The organism is Acidobacteriota bacterium, assembly GCA_022562055.1.
Taxonomy (GTDB): domain Bacteria; phylum Actinomycetota; class Acidimicrobiia; order Spongiisociales; family UBA5794; genus BMS3BBIN02.
This window is the reverse complement of sequence record JADFQA010000048.1, coordinates 1-16,986: the sequence shown is the minus strand read 5'-3', so window position 1 is coordinate 16,986 and position 16,986 is coordinate 1. Positions and strand designations below refer to the sequence as shown.

Below are 16,986 nucleotides of genomic sequence, written 5' to 3'. Positions count from 1 at the left end.
GTCGACCCGATTCGATTGCCAGGGAGGAAGTTGCTGTTTCTGAAAAACCGTGCAATCGCAGCGGTTCGGGGGCTGCGGAAGAAGCCTTCGGGTTTGCCGACCTGCTGCAGTGTGCCGCCAAACATGAGCGCAACCCGGTCGGCAAGCATGACTGCCTCTTCCTGGTCGTGGGTCACGAAAATGGCGGTGATACTCAGTTCGTGCTGGATGGAACGGATCAGATGCCTCATCGTGATACGCAGGTTTGCATCGAGATTTGCGAGCGGTTCGTCGAGGAGCAGCACGTTTGGTCGAACTATCAACGCCCTGGCGAGTGCGACACGTTGTTGTTGTCCACCAGATAGTTCGTGCGCCTTGCGGTGTTCGAGGCCTGGGAGCTCGACAAGTTCGAGCATTTCGGTCACCCTGCCCGCGATTTCGCTCTTTGATACGCCCGCCATCCTGAGGCCGAACCCGACGTTTTGGGCGACGTCCATGGTCGGAAACAACAGGTGCTTTTGGAAAACCATGACGGCACCCCTGCGCTCGGTGGGAACCCCGAGGATTGACTTGCCGTCAAACAGAACGTCACCTGATGTTGGATCTATGAGGCCGGTGATCATCCGCAGCGTCGTCGTCTTGCCGCAGCCAGATGGACCGAGGAAGGCCACCATCTCCCCGGACGCTATCTCGAGATCGAGATCGCGTACGGCGGCAAGGTCGCCAAAGTACTTCGAGATGCCACGAAGTGAAACAGCTGTCATAGTTTTCCAAAGCCTCCCATAAGAGCGGAATCTCGACTGAGTTGTCGAGAGGTCAGTATCAGGACAAGAACGGCGGGGGCGACGAATACCAGGCTAATGGCAGCAGCGGTTGAGTGATTGCCGCCACTCAGGAAGGGGAACAGCACAAGCGGGAGAGTGATGAATGTGCCGCCTCCGATGAGCAACGTCGTGACGTACTGGCCCCATGAGATGAGGAATGTAAACATTGACGCGACCAAGAGACCCGACGAAATTGCGGGGAACGTGACGTGTATGAACACGCGGAACCGGTTCGCTCCGAGCGTCCGTGCTGTGTCTTCAAGCGCGGTTCCGTAGTTCGCAAAGACGCTCGCCATGACCAGCACGAAATAGGGGATGGCCGGAATGAGATGCACCAGTGCAACGCCGAATAGTGTCTCGGTCAGCCGGAGCCTTATGAAGATCTGGTGGATTCCCATTGTGGCCACTAAGGCTGGCACGATGATGGGCATCAACAGCAACCATTCGACGGTGCCTTTGCCCTTGAATTCGTTTTGCCCGAGAGCACGGGATGCCGGAAGCCCAACCAACACCGACATTGCAGTGACCAGCAACGCAAGGCGGGTGCTGTTCCATAGCCCCTCGACGACCCTCGACGACTCACCAGCGGTGTAGTTCCACGCGCGCAACCCCCATACGCTCGGCAGGATATTCGGAAAGTTCCACCGAAAGGCAAAGGACCAGATAAAGAGCGTGGCCATAGGTAGCAGCACGAGGACAACGATCGATGTCACCGCAACCCGTCGTCCCCAATGGCGTGTTGCGGGCACGCTTGTGGCAGGTTCTTGAACCGTTGACATCACTTCACCGCCAATCGGGCGAGTCTGCGGTAGCCGATGAGAAGAAGTGTCGCTACAGCCGCGAGGACGATGCTGACGGCCATTGCCTGGGGTCTCAAAGACAGGTCTGGGTCCTGGTACTGGCGGAACGCAATAACGGGGAGAGTTGATGGGAAACGAACGCCGAGTAGCAGAGGGATCTCGTAGTTGGCGAACGTGAACGCAAAGATGATGATTGAGGTCGAGAGTACCCCTGGCATGATGAGGGGGAGCAGCACGTACCGAAAACGCTGGCGTGCGGTGGCACCAAGTGTCCTGGCCTGTTCCTCAAACTGCGGGCCGATACCCTGCAAGATTGCCAGCACGACGAGGCCCACGAACGGGATCTCCTTCCACAAAAACGTGAGGATGATTGCGATGCCGGCCTTATCGAACACCAGAGCTGGAAAGTCTGCAGGCACATCGATGACTCCGGCGGCCGCACCGACTCGTGCGATGAGACCGGATTGCGTTATCAGCAGGATGATCCCACTCGCAGCCACAAGATGAGGTACTGGTAGTGGGATCTGGAAGAGGAAGGTGACGAACTTACTCCCCGCAAACTTTTCTCTCAGAACGAGCGTGATTGCAATGGCGAACACGCTCGACAACACGGTGGTGACCAATGCGATTCGAAACGTCAACCACAGTGATTGGAGGAACGCGGTGTCGGTGAGCACGGTTGCATAGTGCTCAAAGGTGAAATCTGTGAGCCCGATGGCGGGGAAGTAGCCCAGGCTTTGACCAAGACCGACGAGTATTCCGCCTCCGAACAGCAGCACCACAAGCCCGAGCGCGGGGAAGAGCATCAGCGGAATCCTGAGTCTTTCGCGTATTCGCTTGGCTGTCATCGATTGTGACATGTCGGTTTCTTTCTATCGAAAGGTGGGGGTGCCTCAGTGAGCAGGCACCCCCACCCGATCAACTTCCTAGTTCTCGAGGACGTTCTTGATCCAACCCGCTTCCATCTCGGTGACCCAGTTACCGGATGGCTCCGGAAGCGCATGCGCCGTCAGGACCGCAGGCGACAGAGTCGCTACCCCGGTGCCGAACGACTCAAGCGTTGCTTGGTCCTCGGCCGACCATGTGCTTGGGTCGGTTGGGATGAGCCATCCCCATCGGTCGGGATCGGCCATGATCAGTGAGAACTCCGGCGAGACCATGTAGTTGGCCACGACCATCGCTCCCGCTGGGTTGGCAGAGTTGAATGGGACTGTCACATAGTTGTTGTTTGACAGGGTTCCGGTGTCAAACACAAACGTCCGAATCGACTCTGGGTATGTTCCAGCGGCGATATTCGTCGACGCCTGCGATGGGTCGTAGGTCATGTTGAAGTGGATTTCCTGGTTGGCGAGAAGGTCGGCCATCGCCGCCGACTCCGGGTAGGTGTCGCCACCGCGCCACAGATTCGGCTCGAGCCCGTTCAGGTAATCCCACACAATTGGCGCGTACTTGTCGAACACCGCCTGGTCGAATTCTCCCAGGAACTCGTCGGGACCACCGGCTGCCCAATAGAACACGTGGCGGACAAAGACGCTACCGGTGAAGTCAGGGATTGCAGGGTATGTGAACAGCCCTGGGTTTGCGCTGACCCACTCTGCAAGGGCCTCGAAAGTCGTCGGAGCTTCAGAGACGAACTCTGTGTTGTACTCCATCACGAACTGAGCGTGACCCCACGGCGACTCGAGTCCATTGACCGGCTCACCGAAGTCGTTCGCAATTGCAGCGTCGGCCCACGGCACGTACTTTGCGTTGGGGATCGACTCAGACCAAGGACCGTACAACAAGTCGGCATCTTTGAGCGTGCGGAAGTTCTCTCCGTTGATCCAAATGAGGTCAACAGATCCACCGGTGTCAACGCCGGCAGCCGCTTCGTCTAGGACCTTATTGACGACATCGGCAGTATCGGTGATCGGGACACGATTCAACGTGATGTTGTAGCGCTCCTTCATGATCTTGCCGATGTCGTTGTCGACATTCTCGTTGATCGTGTCCGACCCGCCCCACATGAACCAGTTCACGGTGGTGCCATCGGCAGCCGCCAACACCTCTTCCCATGTGCTGAACCCGGGAGCATCGATCGCTGTAGTCGCCGGCGCATTCGTTGGAGCTGTTGTTGCATCCGGCGCGCCTGTTGTCGTAGTGGTAGCCGCGGCCACCGGCGTTTTGGTCGTTGTTGTGTCGCTGCTTGTACTTCCACAGGCCGCTGCAACGAGTGCAAATCCCGTCAATAGAAGTACGATCTTCCGTCTCGTTCGATTTCGATGTATCATTTCGTTCTGCTCCTCCTCAAAAGGCTGGAGTGGTCCCGACTCCTCTGCGATATCAATGCTTGGAATCGGGGCCGTTGCTTTCTCCGGCCGTTGTTTCTTGGTCTCTAAGCTAACTTGTTCGTTTCCGACACCATGGTGCGTGTGCCCTAAGCGTCAGGTGCCACCTCCCGTCGCTGTAGATGGTCTCGATATGCGATCCGGTCGACGGTCCCGATGTCAAGCCAGGCCGAAAACTCGAGAAGTTCGTCTGTGAGGTCGCCCTGGGCAACGGCGTAGTGGTGTTCATGACCGCCGACCATCAAGGTGTTGACCAGGTCCCCGAGGTCGATTGGCTCACCGTTGAGTTCGAATTCGGTGAACCATCCACGCGTGCCGTCGAAGCCGCGGACTTCACGCTCCTCAATTCTTGCTCGCACGATGAGTAGTTCTGCCGCGTCGCGTCCCAAGTAGGCGATCGTGACGTCCTGTGCCGCGAACACGAGGTCTCCGGCGACCCCATAGATGCTTGGTGACTTACGACCCAGGGTGGGGTGGTCGGTCCAGCGGATGCCATCATCGTTGGCGAAGTGGCGCGGGGTGACGCCGCAGTGCCACATGAGTATGGAGTTTGCAGAAGTGTCCAACGCAGTCATGTCGAGAAGAGTCGATGAGCCGGGCATTTCGCTGAGTAAGTTCAACAGCAGCATCGACATTGCGCCGGGAACGTCTCCTTCGCACGAAACGGCGAAGCTGTCCTCTGATCCGAGCCAGCTATAGGCCATGCACGGTGTGATACCCATGATTTCTTGGAACTTTGGCCAGCATTGGACCGCGAGTGCCGAGTGCTCGTTGTCTTCGGCAAACCTTTTGAGCGCAAGGTAGAGGCCGGCGCCCTGGGACATGAAGCTGTCACTTGTGAGTACCTCGGTGGCCGCGGCGTGAAGCGCGGCTACGACTTGTTGCACCTCAGCTTGGTCCACGGCTTCGGTGAGAGCGACCAGCTCGTCGAACTCATGTGTGACAATCGTCGTGCCGATGCGTTTGCGGATAGCGTCTTTGTCGAAGGCCATGTTGTAGAAGCCGGGGGAGTAACCGCCGATCCATCCGATCCGAGCCGTTGCCATTCGTTTTACGGCCCGCAGCGCACGGACCGTGATCTCGAATCGGCGGAGGAACTGCGACTCCTCGACGTGCCCGAAGAACCATTTATAGGTTGGTCCATCGGCGCCGAGGTATTTCGTGATGATTGATGCATAGTGATTCACCGCCACGAGTCCGTGGATCCTGATGGGTCCCTCTTGCTTGGGATCAGGGGTGCCCCACACGCCAACCCGTGGTGCAACGGTTGCCAGGATTGGCAGTAACTCGCCTGATGCGACAGTCGCACACTGAATCATGAGGAAGTCGACGTTGTGCGTCTTCATTTCGGCCGCGGCCGCGGCTGCTGAAACTGTGTCGGTCACGCCCTCGCGGATCGTCACAAGTTCGAAGTCCAGACGATCCGCAAGCTGAGTCAGTCCTGCAATGGCCCTTGCGTACTGGTTCTCTTCGTCTGCGAAGTACGACGTGAATGCAACCCCGACGTACCCGATCTTGAGGCGGTCACTTCGGTCGAGCGTTGACTTCATGTCTCGTCGCGTTCTGCACAGGCGTCGGCCCACGCTTCGAAAATCAGTGCAACGGTGGTTGCACCCGGGTCTTGAACGCCGCGAGCCTTCTCGGCCGAGAAACGAGCCCTGCCGATCGATGCAGCCATTGCGGTGGTCGCCTCGGCACCTTGTCGGGCTGCCTGCGCCGTCATCCGAAGGGCCCGAGCCGTGGAACGACCATCGGAAGCCGCAACACGGCTGGCCTTCGCGGCGGGGATCAGTGCGTCAACCATGGTTTTGTCCCCGATGTTCGCCTTACCGCGCATCGTGACATTGTCGGCGCCAGATTCGATCGCGTCGGCGAACCGGGTCGCGTTGACCTCGTCGAGGCCTGACACGCTACGGGCCGCGGCCTGAAAAAATGAGCCGAACAGGGCGCCGGCTGCTCCTCCCATTTCGTTGGAGAAGGACTCCGCCGCGGTCGTTAGGACGGCGGATGGCGTTGGGTTCTCAAGCTCTTCCACTTGGAGTCGTAGGTGCTCAAAGGCGCGTGTCACATTGACACCATGGTCTCCGTCTCCAGTAGCGTTGTCGAGTGCCGTCAGCTCATCGACGTGAGCAGCTACGGAGGTGGCAGCGTTGATAAACATGCGCTGCCAGTCGGCGCCGTTGAGGGTGTCAAGCTTCGTGTTCACGGTTGCCCCTGGGTGGGATTTGCCGGCGCGAACTGTACGCCGGCACCGATGGCCGGCGCGTCGTACAGCCGCCGCATTTCGGCGTCAACTCGACAAATCGAAATCGCAAACCCGGCGGTGTCTTGTGTTGTTGCATACGACCCGAGCCACGCCCTGTGGACGCGTATACCGCGCTCAGTCAGTATCTGATTTGCACGCCGATAGAGGATCGCAAGCTCCATATGGGTGAGCGATCCGGCATTGTTCACGAGCACGCACACGTCATCGCCCGCGCCGTATGGCAAGTCATCAAGAACGACCGACAACATTGTGTCCATTGTCTCGTCTGCCGTCATCACGGGACGTGAGTCGACACCACCTTCGCCGTGGATTCCCACACCAATGACGATCTCGTGGTTCGGTACCTCAGCAATCGGTTCACCGGTCACAGGATGAGCGCAGCCTGTTAGGCCTGCTGAAATGGTTCTTGTGTTGTCACGCACCGTTTCAGCCATTGCCTTGCATTGTTCAAGCGAGGCGCCTTCCTCAGCGTAAGCACCGACGATTTTCCACACAAAGAACAGACCAGCAGACCCGCGTCGATCTTGTTCGCGACCCTTGGGCGCAGAACTGACATCGTCGTACAGGACAACCATTTCGGAGCGGCATGTGGTTGAATCCGCGATTTGTTCCAGTGCCATCTCGGCGTTGAGAACGTCGCCGGAGTGATTCGAGACGCAGACAAGGACACCGCCGCCGGTGTCCGCTGCTTGGATCCCCTCCGCGATCTTTGCGGGCCCCGGGGATGTGAAAATCGGTCCTGGAATGTTGACGTCGAACAGGCCATGTCCGACCCAGCCGATCATGGCAGGCTCGTGGCCAGAACCGTTGCCGATGACGAGGCCCACCTTGCCTGCTTCCTTCGGTTTCGTTCGGACGATGAGGCCGTCAGTGAGGCGAATGATCTCTGGGTATGCGGCGGCATACCCTTCGAGCATCTCCTGGACGATGTCCTTGGGGTTATTGACTAATTTCGTCACACGGATACTCACGCTGACCCCCCGAGGCGATCGCGTAGGAATGTGGCGGCGGCTGTAGCCTCTCTGACGGGATCATCGACGAGCGGGCGAAATGCATGGGTGGACCTGCCGGTTTCGACATCCGGATTCGGAAAGGTCTCGACAACAAGCCATCCCGAATATGAGACGTCGTCGAGCGCAGCGGCGATGCCATTCCAGTCCAGATGCCCGGTTCCCGGCATGGCACGATTGTTCGCCGCCACTTGGAAATGTCCAAGACGACGTCCCGCGGCGCGAATCGCGGTGGGGAGGTCGGCTTCCTCCATGCTCATGTGGAAGGTATCTAACTCGATCTTCACCGAGGGATGGTCGATGAGGTCAATGAAGGCGTTCGCCTGTTCCACGGTGTTCAGCATGTGGGTCTCGAAGCGGTTCAGGAGCTCGACGCATAGCTCCACGCCGAGGGTTTCGGCCGCAACCGCGACCTCAGCTAGTGACTCGGCAGAACGGTGACGATATGGTTCGAGATCGTGGTCATCTGGAAAGCCAAACCAGGGAGCGTATGTGACGCCACCAAGGATCGGACTTCCTAGGCTTGCCGCCACCTCAAGACAACGCTTTAGCCACTCGATGCCACGTCTACGCACTGCGGGGTCGGGGTGGGAAACGTCCTTTTCGGCAGTGAGCCCGGTGCTGCATGCAACGGACAGGCCATGCGTTGCAAGCTCGTGTCTTATATGGGTGTACGCGTCGGTGTCGTCGTTCAATAACGAGATCTCGACACCCCCATAGCCGCATGAGCGAGCTTGGCCGAAGTAGTCACCCTGTTCGTCTGCCCAGCGATCCATGAAGTAGAAGATTTCGATGCCGACGGTCCGCTCGTGAAGTGGAGCGGACCGAGATCCTTCGGTGGTCGTGCGCGGATCCTGGCCAAGCGTCATTGCGCGTTCCGGGAGTAGTTGGCGAGCAGTGATTCCGCGGTGGACTCGTCCGTGATCAAGACGTTGAAGTACCCGCCGCGGATGCCGCCGATTATCGGCTCGACCTTGTGCTCGCCCGCCGCAACGATGACGCTCCAATCGATGTGACGTAGGTCGTCCAAGTCCACCCCGATGAGTTTCGAGTCCGTGCTTGATTCGACCCGGACGCCTTCGATGTCGTAGTAGTACCCGAGGGCGTCCCCCACTGCCCCGCGGCCTCGGAGATCCTTGAGGTCTCCCTCTCCCAGAACGCCGGATTGGAAAAGGATGGCGCTCGTGTCGACCGGACCAACGCTTTGGATGATGATGTCTGACTCTCGCGCCCGTTTGAGCGCGGCGGCAACCGACGGCTCGTTTATGAGCATCACACCGAGATCCGCGTTGGTGACGAAGCCTGGTGCTTGGAGTGCCTCGCGAGTTCCGCCGGCGAGTTCCGCCATTTTTGACGTCACATCGAACTTCGACCAGTCAGGTGTGTACACAGCGCCTAGGACTTCAATAAACGTACAGTCGATGGGCTGATCAAGACGGAAGGTTTCCGGCAGGTGCGCAACCGTCCTACCGATACCGAGACCGACCCGCATGTTCGGCTGCAGGTGTCGCGCCAGCCACTTCGCGGCGCCCTCGGCTATCCGGGCCTTGGTAGTTTCGCCCGCAGGGTCAGCATCGACAACGACGGCCGCACGTAAGCCAAATGCGTTGACGAGGTCGGTTTCCAATCCGACATGCCATCCATGGGGAACCTTGACACGAATCTCGAGGATGCCGTACGAACGAGCCTTGCCTAGCACGCGGTTTATCTTGATGCGGGAGTACCCAAGCCTGGCGCCGATTTCACTCTGGCTCAAACCGTCGCGGTAGTAGAGCAACGCTGCCCGAACACACAGTCGGTAGTCCGACTCCGAGATTCCGACAGGTACCGTCGCCCGTTCGATTTGAACATCTGTACGGGTACCGTTCATCTGTTCAACCATATTCATCGCGGCTGAATCCGTCAAGTGGCGTTGCGCGCAACGGTCTGAAAGGCGCTACGCGTCCCCGAGTGTGCGGACGTCTGGGGCGCCGAGACGGGCGGCGTCGGCAGTGGCGTCGTCTGGCATGGTCTGCGACTCGCGTTCGGCGGCTACTCGAGCCTCGTAGTGTTCCAGCTCGCGTTTTACCACGGTGCTGTCCCAGCCGAGGACACCGCCCATGATTTCGGCAACAGTCGCTGCTGCCTCTACTCCGCGGTCGCGTCGTTCAATAGATAGGCGGGTTCTGCGTGCGAGTACATCGTCAAGATGAAGCGCCCCTTCGTGTTCCACGGCAAACTTGACTTCGGCCCTGAGATAGGCACCCGCGGGGAGCGGCTCAGACAGGTGCCTGTCCGCCAGGGCAATGTCAAGGACATCGATCGCTTCAGAGCCGTAGCGGTGCAACAATCGCTCGACCTGCGTCTCGGGAACACCGTACTTCTGAGCAATTGCGGACGTGGAATCAAGCATTTCTTGAAATCCGTCGGCTCCTACAAACGCGATCTGGTCACTGCGACTGGGAGGAATTTCGATTCCAACCGACTCGAATGCCCTGTCGACCGTGTCGTGAGCCATCACGCGATACGTCGTGAACTTGCCCCCGGCAATTGTTACGAGACCTGGGGCCGGATGAGTGATGCTGTGCTCGCGAGAAGCCTTGGCGGTTGACGTTTTGTTCCCCGTCACAAGCGGACGGAGGCCTGCGTACACCCCAATGATGTCGTCTTCGGTGATCTCGGTCTCGACGACTTTGTTGAGTTGGTCGAGGACGTAGCGGATGTCAGAACGGCTCGCTGCAGGGTGATCTAGATCGAGTTCCCAGGCAGTGTCGGTGGTTCCGATGAACCAATGTTCCTCGTGGGGGATGAGGAAGAGGACACTGGTCTTCGTTTTCGTGATGAATCCGACCGCTGAATCGATGCGGTCTCGTGGGATCACGATGTGGATGCCTTTCGAAGCAGTGACATCGATCTTGTCGTCGCCGACAAGATTCTCCACCGAATCGGTCCACACGCCCGTGGCGTTGATGACGACCCTCGCCCGCGTTGTGATACTTCGTCCAGACTCGAGACATCTCGCTGAGACACCAACCACCTGCTCTCCATCTCGGATGAAACCGGTGACTCTGGCGCTGGTCAGTATGAGGGCGCCTTCTCGTGCCGCTGTCCTTGCGGCTGCTACAACAAACCGAGCGTCATCCATGCCGGCGTCGAAGTATCGGATCCCGCCAATGAAGGCGGACTTCTTGATACCTGGGAAAGCCTTTACGAGTCGTTTCTTGCTGAGATGTTTGTGATACGGCATCGAGCTGTGGCCCAGTTTTGCCAGGACGTCGTAAAAGGCGATCCCCGCCCCGACGTAGATGCGCTCCCATAAACGGTGTCTTAGCGGATAGACAAACGGGATCGGCCAGACCAGGTGCGGAGCGATCTTCTGTCTGAGGAGCGCACGTTCTGCGAGGGCTTCGCGGACGAGACCAAACGCAAGCTGTTCGAGATACCGTAACCCGCCGTGAATCAGTTTGGAGGAACGACTCGACGTGCCGGAACCGAGATCGCGTTGTTCGACGAGCGCGACGGTCAAACCTCGAGACGCTGCGTCGAGAGCGCATCCGATCCCGGTAATGCCGCCGCCGACGATGATGACGTCGAAGTCGCCACCGTCGAGCGCGTTCAACGTTGCGAGTCGATATGCGGGACTCAGCGAGGAGGCTGCATCGATCATTGGTGGAGGATACCGCACTGCGAGAGAATCGAAATTCGCAACGCCGGGTCTGTTGGGTTGGTCTCGTCCTCCGCCGCGACGTCGCTACTCCGGCAGCTACGGTGGGAGCGTGAGCGACATGACAACTGCCCAGATCCGTGATGTCGCGCTCGCCGCCGGAGCAGTGGCTTGCGGCGTCACCGATGCTGAACCATTCAATGATGTACGTCGCGACATGGAGCGACGGATGGCGTCGGGCCGGGCTGGATCCCTCGGATTCACCTACCGTCATCCCGAGATAGCGACTGACATCCGACGTAGTTTTGAGTGGGCAACCCACCTCGTTGTGATTGCGACCGCATATCTTCCAGAGGCGGGCTCTCCTGGTCCACGTGAGGCGGGTACGGGCCGGGTCGCTCGTTTCGCTGCCAGCGACCACTATCGAAAGTTGACCTTCGTCTTGGATGCGGTCGCCACCGAGTTGCGGGCGCACGGGCATCAGGCAGAGGAGCTTCATGACGACGATCGGCTCGTTGATCGAGCTGCGGCGGTTCGGGCCGGGGTTGGATGGTGGGGAAAAAACTCCATGGTGCTCACCCCGGGTTGGGGACCGTGGATTCTGCTCGGCACCGTCGTCACTGACGCCGAATTGTTGCTCGAGACCCCCATGAAACGCACCTGCGGGAACTGTTCGGCTTGCCTTCCCGCATGTCCGACAGGTGCACTCATTGAGCCCGGGTTGCTCGACGCGACATTGTGCTTGGCCTACTGGTTACAAACGGCGGGTTCGATTCCGCGACACCTTCGTGCCGCCGTCGGGGACCGCGTCTACGGGTGTGACGACTGCCTCGCCGCGTGTCCTCCTGGTTCTGGCGTCCTAGACATGGCGTCCGATAGCAAGGGCCGGATCGATCTCGTGGACATCCTGGCTTCCTCCGATACCGAGCTCGAAGCGGAGGTTGGACATTGGTACGTGCCGAAGCGCGATATGGACTACGTTCGCAGAAATGCGCTTGTAGCCCTGGGAAACAGCGGCGACCGGGACCACGTCGAGATCATCGCGGGCTGGCTGGGGAACGGTACCGCAATGATGCGTGGTCATGCAGCTTGGGCGCTTGGAGCAATTGGGGGTCGAGAAGCCGTGCGGGTGCTCGAGACTGCAGGGACCGTTGAGGGTGACGCGACCGTAGCGACCGAAATCACCGCGGCCCTGGATGCAGCGGCCACAGCCAGATGACCAGGCTTGGTTGAGAGCCACGGTACGCTAATGCAATGGATCCAGATCTGTTGACGTGTGGTTCATGCGGCGCTCACAACGCGGCATCTGCAAGATGGTGTAGTCAGTGTTACGCGCCGCTAGGAGCATCCGCTAGTGATACTGCGGATGTCGAACCATCGTCGGATCAGACCGAAAATGCAACCGTGCACGACCAAGACGTTTCCTCCGAGGCCACCGCGCCAGCGACGCCTCCGGCGGAACGAATGTGGACATGCAGTGTCTGTGCGGCAGATGTCTCGATTGACTTCACCTCATGCACCGTCTGCGGGACAGAAATGTTTGTGTCGTTCGGTTCTCACGAGTCGGTGATCGCGCCGGACGTGGCATTGCGCGCAGGACTCATTCCGGGCGGGGGACTGATGAAGGCGAATCACCCCGTTGAAGGTGTCATGGTTTTGTTTGTTACGTTGTTTAGCGTGGGTTTCGGCGTGTCGATCATCTCCGTCGGCGGTGTCGGAGGGTGGGCCTTGGTCGCGATCGGTATCGGGCTGTGGGCGGCCGCGGTCCGCGACGGCTACGCCGCGGTCACAGATCCAGCACAGATGGTTCTCTCCACAAGAGTCATCTTGGGTGCGGCAACGACCGCGATAATCATCGGGATGTTGCTGGTGTTTCGAGGATTCCCCACCGATGCGGTCCTGAACCGAAACTCACTCGGATCTCGTATCGGATGACAGCACTGTACGCAGGAGCGTTGGCACTGGGCATCGTGGGCATCCTTGCGTGGATTGCTCACGTCGCGATCACCATGGGTAGTGACTTGCCACCGCCGAAAACGCACGTTGGGGCGACCGTGGGTGCGCTTGTGGGGTTTGGGATGGCGGGGATGTCGGCGTCGTTCGCGGGCGGCAACACTGTCGTATCATTTGTCGGCGCCATTATTGGAGGCGGTGCGTTGTGGCTTCTCGGTACCCGTCTCGGTGTCGACACATCGTGAGACTGTTTTCGGATGTCCATGGCGGTGTCGACGTACTCAACCGGCTGTCGCGCTCCGAGGGGCCGGTCCTGATTCTCGGCGACCTCATCAACCTGATCGACTACAGAACATGGTCTGGCATTCTGCCCGACGTCTGCGGCGTCGAATTCGTTCGCTTGATGAGCGATCTTCGGCTGGCCGGGCGTGATGAGGAGCTTGCCAAACATTGGACCGCGATGCGCACCGGGCAGGAGGACACGTTGGCTGTAGCCTTCAGGGCTGCGTACGAGACGGCCTACGATCAGATTGGGGAGGCGCTTCAAGGCCTCGAGGGGTACGTCACGTTCGGAAACGTCGATCGCCCTGACCTGCTCGAAGCCTGTCTTCCCGACGGACTCACATTCTTGAGACACGGCAAGGTCGACATCGACGGGTATATCTTTGGCGTTGTTGGTGGGGGAACCCAACGCAACGGGGCACCCGGTGAGTTGGTTGAGACAGAGATGCGTGCGCTGCTGGACGACCTTGGTCCGGTAGACATTTTGTGCACGCACGTTCCGCCGGCAGTTCCGGCGTTGGCGACGGACGTTATCGCGGGCGGCGGGAAGGGTTCCCGTGCGGTCCTCGACTATGTGATTCAGCACCAGCCCCGCCACCACTACTTCGGTGATGTTCACCAGCCGCGGGCTACAACGTGGCGCATCGGGGACACACTCTGTCGCAACTTGGGATTCTTCCGGGCGACCGGTAGGACCGTGACCCATGCGCCAGGTTGACCTGGCATTGCTCGCCGAGGCGTATGACTTCCGCCCGATGGGCGACGCCGCTCGGCGTAGGGCGCGAGACGCGATGTCTACCGGGTCGCGACAGGTGCACATCGCGCTGGACATTGGTGGTGGTCGCGGAGAACACGCAAGTGTGTGGGCGGCCGCGGGCGTTCACGCCGTACTTATTGATCCTTCATCGGCGATGCTCGCTAAAGCCTCCCCAGATCTCCACACCATCCTCGCAACAGCCCAAAGTCTCCCGATTGTGGATCACGCTGTAGACATGGTGTATTTCCATCTTTCGATCCACTACGGCGACTGGAAAGCAGCTCTCGCCGAGGCCTGTCGAGTTCTCAGGTCTGGCGGCGTCGGTCATGTGTACACGCTCGGCAACCGGCACCACAAACAGTCTTTTCTCAACCGCTGGTTTCCCAGCGTCGGGGAAATCGACGAGCAGCGTTTCCCCGATCCTGCCGACATCGCCGCGTTCCTGGCAACCTCGGACGCGGGAGAAGCGAGGCGTCAGCCTCGCAGAGGGTGCCGCCGGACAAGAGCCCTTGCCTCACACAGCGACACCCGACCGGTCAGGCCATTAGGCGGGTGACTTCACCGAGACGCCGGCCTGCCAGACGTGGGTTACGCGGTCAGGGTCGCCCCAGCCGGAGTTGTCCTCGAGAGGGTTGAAGTCATCGAGACCGTGCCCACTGATCTCGCCCACGGAAGTCACGCCAAGCATCGAGGTGCGGAGCATGTCGCCGACCGCGCTGCAATCGCACACAAAGGACGGTCGGTCGTAGCGGTGAACGTCGGCATGGGAAGCGTGTTCGTGAAAGACCTACCGGCGGGAACAGTGTGGATCGGAGTTCCGGCAACCCGGCTGCCACCGCAACCGCTTACTGATGCTGATCCTCCACGAGCCAGATCTCGAAGTACCTCCACCTGCTGACCGTGGGTCCACCGACGACACCCACCGGTTCCACCAGTGCCGGGATGTAATTGTCGAAGACCTTGCCCTCAGGCTGGCGTTCTGTGCCTTGTTCGACGACCAGGTAGATGGGCCCGTTCCCAAAGAACTCCGATCCAACGTCTGCATCCCCCAATTTGTGTTGCTTGGTAGGGCAGTGTGAATACCACCCGATCTCGGTTAGATACCAAGCCACAACGCCGCATTGGTTGTCGGCCGTCAACGTGTTGATCAGAACTCCTGCAGCCTTTATCCCGGAGGAGAATTCGATATTCGACGTGTTCGTCTCGTTGGCATGCCTGAATGAGTCGACGCCGACGAACAGTGTCAGGACAACAGCAAACGGAACCACGAGAGCCTTGTCCGGCATTCGGACTACCTTGGCGAGCCCGTACCCGGCGACAATCCACACCCATGGGATCACCGGCGACAGGTACCTCACTTCTCCGAACTCAAGTGCCAGACCAAGCGCCACGTACGTTGCAGCCCCAAGGCCGAGAGCGATCCAAACGTCCCGTGACTGCGCGGACCGACGCACCGCGTAAACGACAGCCGCCACGAGTCCGATGGCGAGCGCAAGCGACGCAGTGCCCGAGAAATACTTAGCTGCAAGTTGGGGGTAATCGATGAAGGCCCTGTACCACGGAAAGTCATTCTTGGGAATCAGGCTCGCTACAGCCCATACCGGTGCGACCGGGTTGCCGAACTGTGCCCATCCGGTCACGGCAGGCACGAACAAGACCAGATACCCGGCGAGTCCGGTGAGCAGGGCGGTGGCAAGCAGGAGGGGTTTCGACGCGAGTGCGACCCGCCATCGCCACAGCGTGATCCCAATGAGGCCGATAGCGATGGGGATCGGAGCCCCGAACCGGAGCATTGTGGCCACGAAAGTCAACACGGGCACCCCGAGCATCCACGCAGATGCGACCGGCCGGTCGAGTGCGTACACATACAAGGCAACTGCGCATAAACCGAGCGCCGCGCCCGGAACATCTGGCCAGACCTGGGTGGAGGCGAGGAGTATCCCCGGTGTGAGAGCAACGCCGATGGTCGCTACTATTGCAGCTTTTTCTCCGAACATGCGGTATCCGATGAACATCGTCGCCAGCAGTAGCGGAACTCCGAATGTTGCGGTGATGAGCCGGAGGTATGGCTCGGTTGCCGACGCGATCCAGGCGAGCCGGAGGACAAACGGGAGACCCGGGGCCCGATGCGCCTTCCAGTAGAACGCCGGCTCTATGCCCTCGACCAAGTGGCGAGCCCTGAGACTGTAGTTAGCCTCCTCCCACCCGAACGGTGAAAGCTGAAGGATCAGAACCAGACTCAACGTGAAGAAGATGGCGATCGCGGCGCCAGGGCCAGTCTGTCGGCTGCCACACGCCCGCTCTCCGGGATCTCAACGTTTTCGGGTTCCTCCGCTTTGCCCGCGATCGGGCCCTTGCCCATCACGATGAGGATGGCAAGCAGGAACGGGAGCACCTGGATGCGCTGGCGAGCGAGGATCCCGAGGTTGAAGATCGCGCTGAAGCCGACGACAAAACCGGAAACGGCGACGAGACAGAAGATGAGATAGGGGTGGCGCCGAACCCTGGTGAGATTGCGGATGATCCACGGCAGGGCGAGCAGTGACACGACGAGCATCGCCGTGCCCTCGATTGCCGACAGCAGACTTTGCAGGTTCACGACCTCGTTGGGCAGCGGCCGATACAGCGTCCGCAGCGCCGCTGCGGGCATATCGGCGAACGAACGCACCGCCTCGCCTTCGACAGCCGATCCACCCTGCTGGGTGCGACGCTCCAAGTCGGCGAGAACCGGGTCGAGATCCTCTCCAGACAGGTCAACCCCGAGCGATGCGCTCGCCAACGACACCAGCATGACAACGGCGATGCCAGACGCGAACATCAATGCCAGCCGGCGGGTCTGTGCTGCCTTCACCTTGGGTGCTGCGCCCAGCAGGATCGCTACCGCCAACGCCACCCCGAAGAGCGCGGCAACGTGCAGGCGGATCGCACCGGCGCCGGTGAGCCCTGCTGCAATCACGATCAGCCACCGCAGTCGGTACCGCGACAGCAGGTGCGCCGCTCCCCATGCGATCATGCCGATGAACAACAGCATGAGCGAATCCTTCCCGAGGCTCGACGGCCAGAACACGAGCGAGGGCAGGAAGAACACGGCTACGGCGTACCAGCGAAGCCGCGCCCTTGGCAGGGCGCGCCGGAACGCCAGGTA

Annotated in this window: 18 protein-coding genes; 5 read left to right on the top strand and 13 right to left on the bottom strand. The window is 59.9% G+C overall.

The genetic code is table 11. The features are described 5' to 3' along the window. The 10 genes from IIC71_13785 to IIC71_13740 form a co-directional block, all read right to left on the bottom strand. Window positions 1-743: ABC transporter ATP-binding protein (locus IIC71_13785; protein MCH7670251.1), on the bottom strand; the 743-nt coding region annotated here is incomplete at its 3' end. Next, window positions 740-1,582, bottom strand: a complete 843-nt coding sequence (locus IIC71_13780) for an ABC transporter permease subunit (GenBank protein MCH7670250.1) — start codon at window positions 1,580-1,582, stop codon at window positions 740-742. The genes IIC71_13780 and IIC71_13785, both read right to left, overlap by 4 nt. Beyond that, the gene (locus IIC71_13775; protein ID MCH7670249.1) at window positions 1,582-2,409 is read right to left on the bottom strand and encodes an ABC transporter permease subunit; all 828 of its coding nucleotides are present in this window, start codon (window positions 2,407-2,409) and stop codon (window positions 1,582-1,584) included. Before IIC71_13775 ends, IIC71_13780 begins: the two co-directional genes overlap by 1 nt. Before the next feature lie 120 nt (window positions 2,410-2,529). Next, on the bottom strand, window positions 2,530-3,831 hold the full coding sequence (locus IIC71_13770; protein MCH7670248.1) for an ABC transporter substrate-binding protein: 1,302 nt from the start codon (window positions 3,829-3,831) through the stop codon (window positions 2,530-2,532). 188 nt (window positions 3,832-4,019) lie between these two features. Further along, entirely contained in the window at window positions 4,020-5,480 is a 1,461-nt protein-coding gene (locus IIC71_13765) for a hypothetical protein (protein MCH7670247.1), read from the bottom strand. Beyond that, a complete protein-coding gene (gene dhaL / locus IIC71_13760; GenBank protein ID MCH7670246.1) occupies window positions 5,477-6,136 on the bottom strand; it encodes a dihydroxyacetone kinase subunit L in 660 nt (219 codons plus the stop codon). The genes IIC71_13765 and dhaL overlap by 4 nt, the downstream gene beginning before the upstream one ends. Further along, the gene (locus tag IIC71_13755; GenBank protein ID MCH7670245.1) at window positions 6,133-7,155 is read right to left on the bottom strand and encodes a dihydroxyacetone kinase subunit DhaK; all 1,023 of its coding nucleotides are present in this window, start codon (window positions 7,153-7,155) and stop codon (window positions 6,133-6,135) included. Before IIC71_13755 ends, dhaL begins: the two co-directional genes overlap by 4 nt. 8 nt (window positions 7,156-7,163) lie before the next feature. Continuing rightward, window positions 7,164-8,075 carry a sugar phosphate isomerase/epimerase gene (locus IIC71_13750; GenBank protein MCH7670244.1) on the bottom strand — a complete coding sequence of 304 codons (912 nt, stop codon included), beginning with the start codon at window positions 8,073-8,075 and terminating at the stop codon, window positions 7,164-7,166. After that, window positions 8,072-9,076 (bottom strand): hypothetical protein, encoded by a 1,005-nt coding sequence (locus IIC71_13745; GenBank protein ID MCH7670243.1) that lies wholly within the window; start codon window positions 9,074-9,076, stop codon window positions 8,072-8,074. The genes IIC71_13750 and IIC71_13745 overlap by 4 nt, the downstream gene beginning before the upstream one ends. Before the next feature lie 66 nt (window positions 9,077-9,142). Beyond that, entirely contained in the window at window positions 9,143-10,852 is a 1,710-nt protein-coding gene (locus tag IIC71_13740; protein MCH7670242.1) for a glycerol-3-phosphate dehydrogenase/oxidase, read from the bottom strand. A 109-nt stretch (window positions 10,853-10,961) separates the two neighbouring features. On the opposite strand from IIC71_13740, the gene queG reads away from it, so the two are divergent. From queG to IIC71_13715, 5 genes are all read left to right on the top strand, one after another. Then, a complete protein-coding gene (gene queG, locus IIC71_13735; protein MCH7670241.1) occupies window positions 10,962-12,068 on the top strand; it encodes a tRNA epoxyqueuosine(34) reductase QueG in 1,107 nt (368 codons plus the stop codon). Window positions 12,069-12,253: 185 nt separating this feature from the next. Next, window positions 12,254-12,784, top strand: coding sequence for a hypothetical protein (locus IIC71_13730; GenBank protein ID MCH7670240.1), 531 nt, complete (start codon window positions 12,254-12,256; stop codon window positions 12,782-12,784). Then, window positions 12,781-13,047 (top strand): hypothetical protein, encoded by a 267-nt coding sequence (locus IIC71_13725; GenBank protein MCH7670239.1) that lies wholly within the window; start codon window positions 12,781-12,783, stop codon window positions 13,045-13,047. Before IIC71_13730 ends, IIC71_13725 begins: the two co-directional genes overlap by 4 nt. Beyond that, window positions 13,044-13,802 (top strand): metallophosphoesterase, encoded by a 759-nt coding sequence (locus tag IIC71_13720; protein MCH7670238.1) that lies wholly within the window; start codon window positions 13,044-13,046, stop codon window positions 13,800-13,802. The genes IIC71_13725 and IIC71_13720 overlap by 4 nt, the downstream gene beginning before the upstream one ends. Further along, entirely contained in the window at window positions 13,789-14,397 is a 609-nt protein-coding gene (locus IIC71_13715) for a class I SAM-dependent methyltransferase (protein MCH7670237.1), read from the top strand. The genes IIC71_13720 and IIC71_13715 overlap by 14 nt, the downstream gene beginning before the upstream one ends. Here IIC71_13715 and IIC71_13710 read toward each other — a convergent pair. From IIC71_13710 to IIC71_13700, 3 genes are all read right to left on the bottom strand, one after another. Further along, complete coding sequence (locus IIC71_13710) at window positions 14,386-14,544, bottom strand: hypothetical protein (GenBank protein ID MCH7670236.1); 159 nt, start codon at window positions 14,542-14,544, stop codon at window positions 14,386-14,388. The genes IIC71_13715 and IIC71_13710 overlap by 12 nt on opposite strands. Window positions 14,545-14,686: 142 nt before the next feature. Next, complete coding sequence (locus IIC71_13705; GenBank protein MCH7670235.1) at window positions 14,687-16,084, bottom strand: glycosyltransferase family 39 protein; 1,398 nt, start codon at window positions 16,082-16,084, stop codon at window positions 14,687-14,689. Further along, on the bottom strand, window positions 16,081-16,986 hold a 906-nt coding region (locus IIC71_13700; GenBank protein ID MCH7670234.1), incomplete at its 5' end, for a hypothetical protein. The genes IIC71_13705 and IIC71_13700, both read right to left, overlap by 4 nt.

What these genes read in the sequence shown, in the direction of transcription:
- IIC71_13780 (MCH7670250.1), bottom strand. Translation starts at nt 1,582, where the DNA reads ATGTCAACGGTTCAAGAACCTGCCACAAGCGTGCCCGCAACACGCCAT.
- IIC71_13775 (MCH7670249.1), bottom strand. Translation starts at nt 2,409, where the DNA reads ATGCTCTTCCCCGCGCTCGGGCTTGTGGTGCTGCTGTTCGGAGGCGGA.
- IIC71_13765 (MCH7670247.1), bottom strand. Translation starts at nt 5,480, where the DNA reads ATGAAGTCAACGCTCGACCGAAGTGACCGCCTCAAGATCGGGTACGTC.
- IIC71_13750 (MCH7670244.1), bottom strand. Translation starts at nt 8,075, where the DNA reads ATGACGCTTGGCCAGGATCCGCGCACGACCACCGAAGGATCTCGGTCC.
- IIC71_13745 (MCH7670243.1), bottom strand. Translation starts at nt 9,076, where the DNA reads ATGAACGGTACCCGTACAGATGTTCAAATCGAACGGGCGACGGTACCT.
- IIC71_13740 (MCH7670242.1), bottom strand. Translation starts at nt 10,852, where the DNA reads ATGATCGATGCAGCCTCCTCGCTGAGTCCCGCATATCGACTCGCAACG.
- IIC71_13725 (MCH7670239.1), top strand. Translation starts at nt 12,781, where the DNA reads ATGACAGCACTGTACGCAGGAGCGTTGGCACTGGGCATCGTGGGCATC.
- IIC71_13715 (MCH7670237.1), top strand. Translation starts at nt 13,789, where the DNA reads ATGCGCCAGGTTGACCTGGCATTGCTCGCCGAGGCGTATGACTTCCGC.
- IIC71_13710 (MCH7670236.1), bottom strand. Translation starts at nt 14,544, where the DNA reads ATGCTCCGCACCTCGATGCTTGGCGTGACTTCCGTGGGCGAGATCAGT.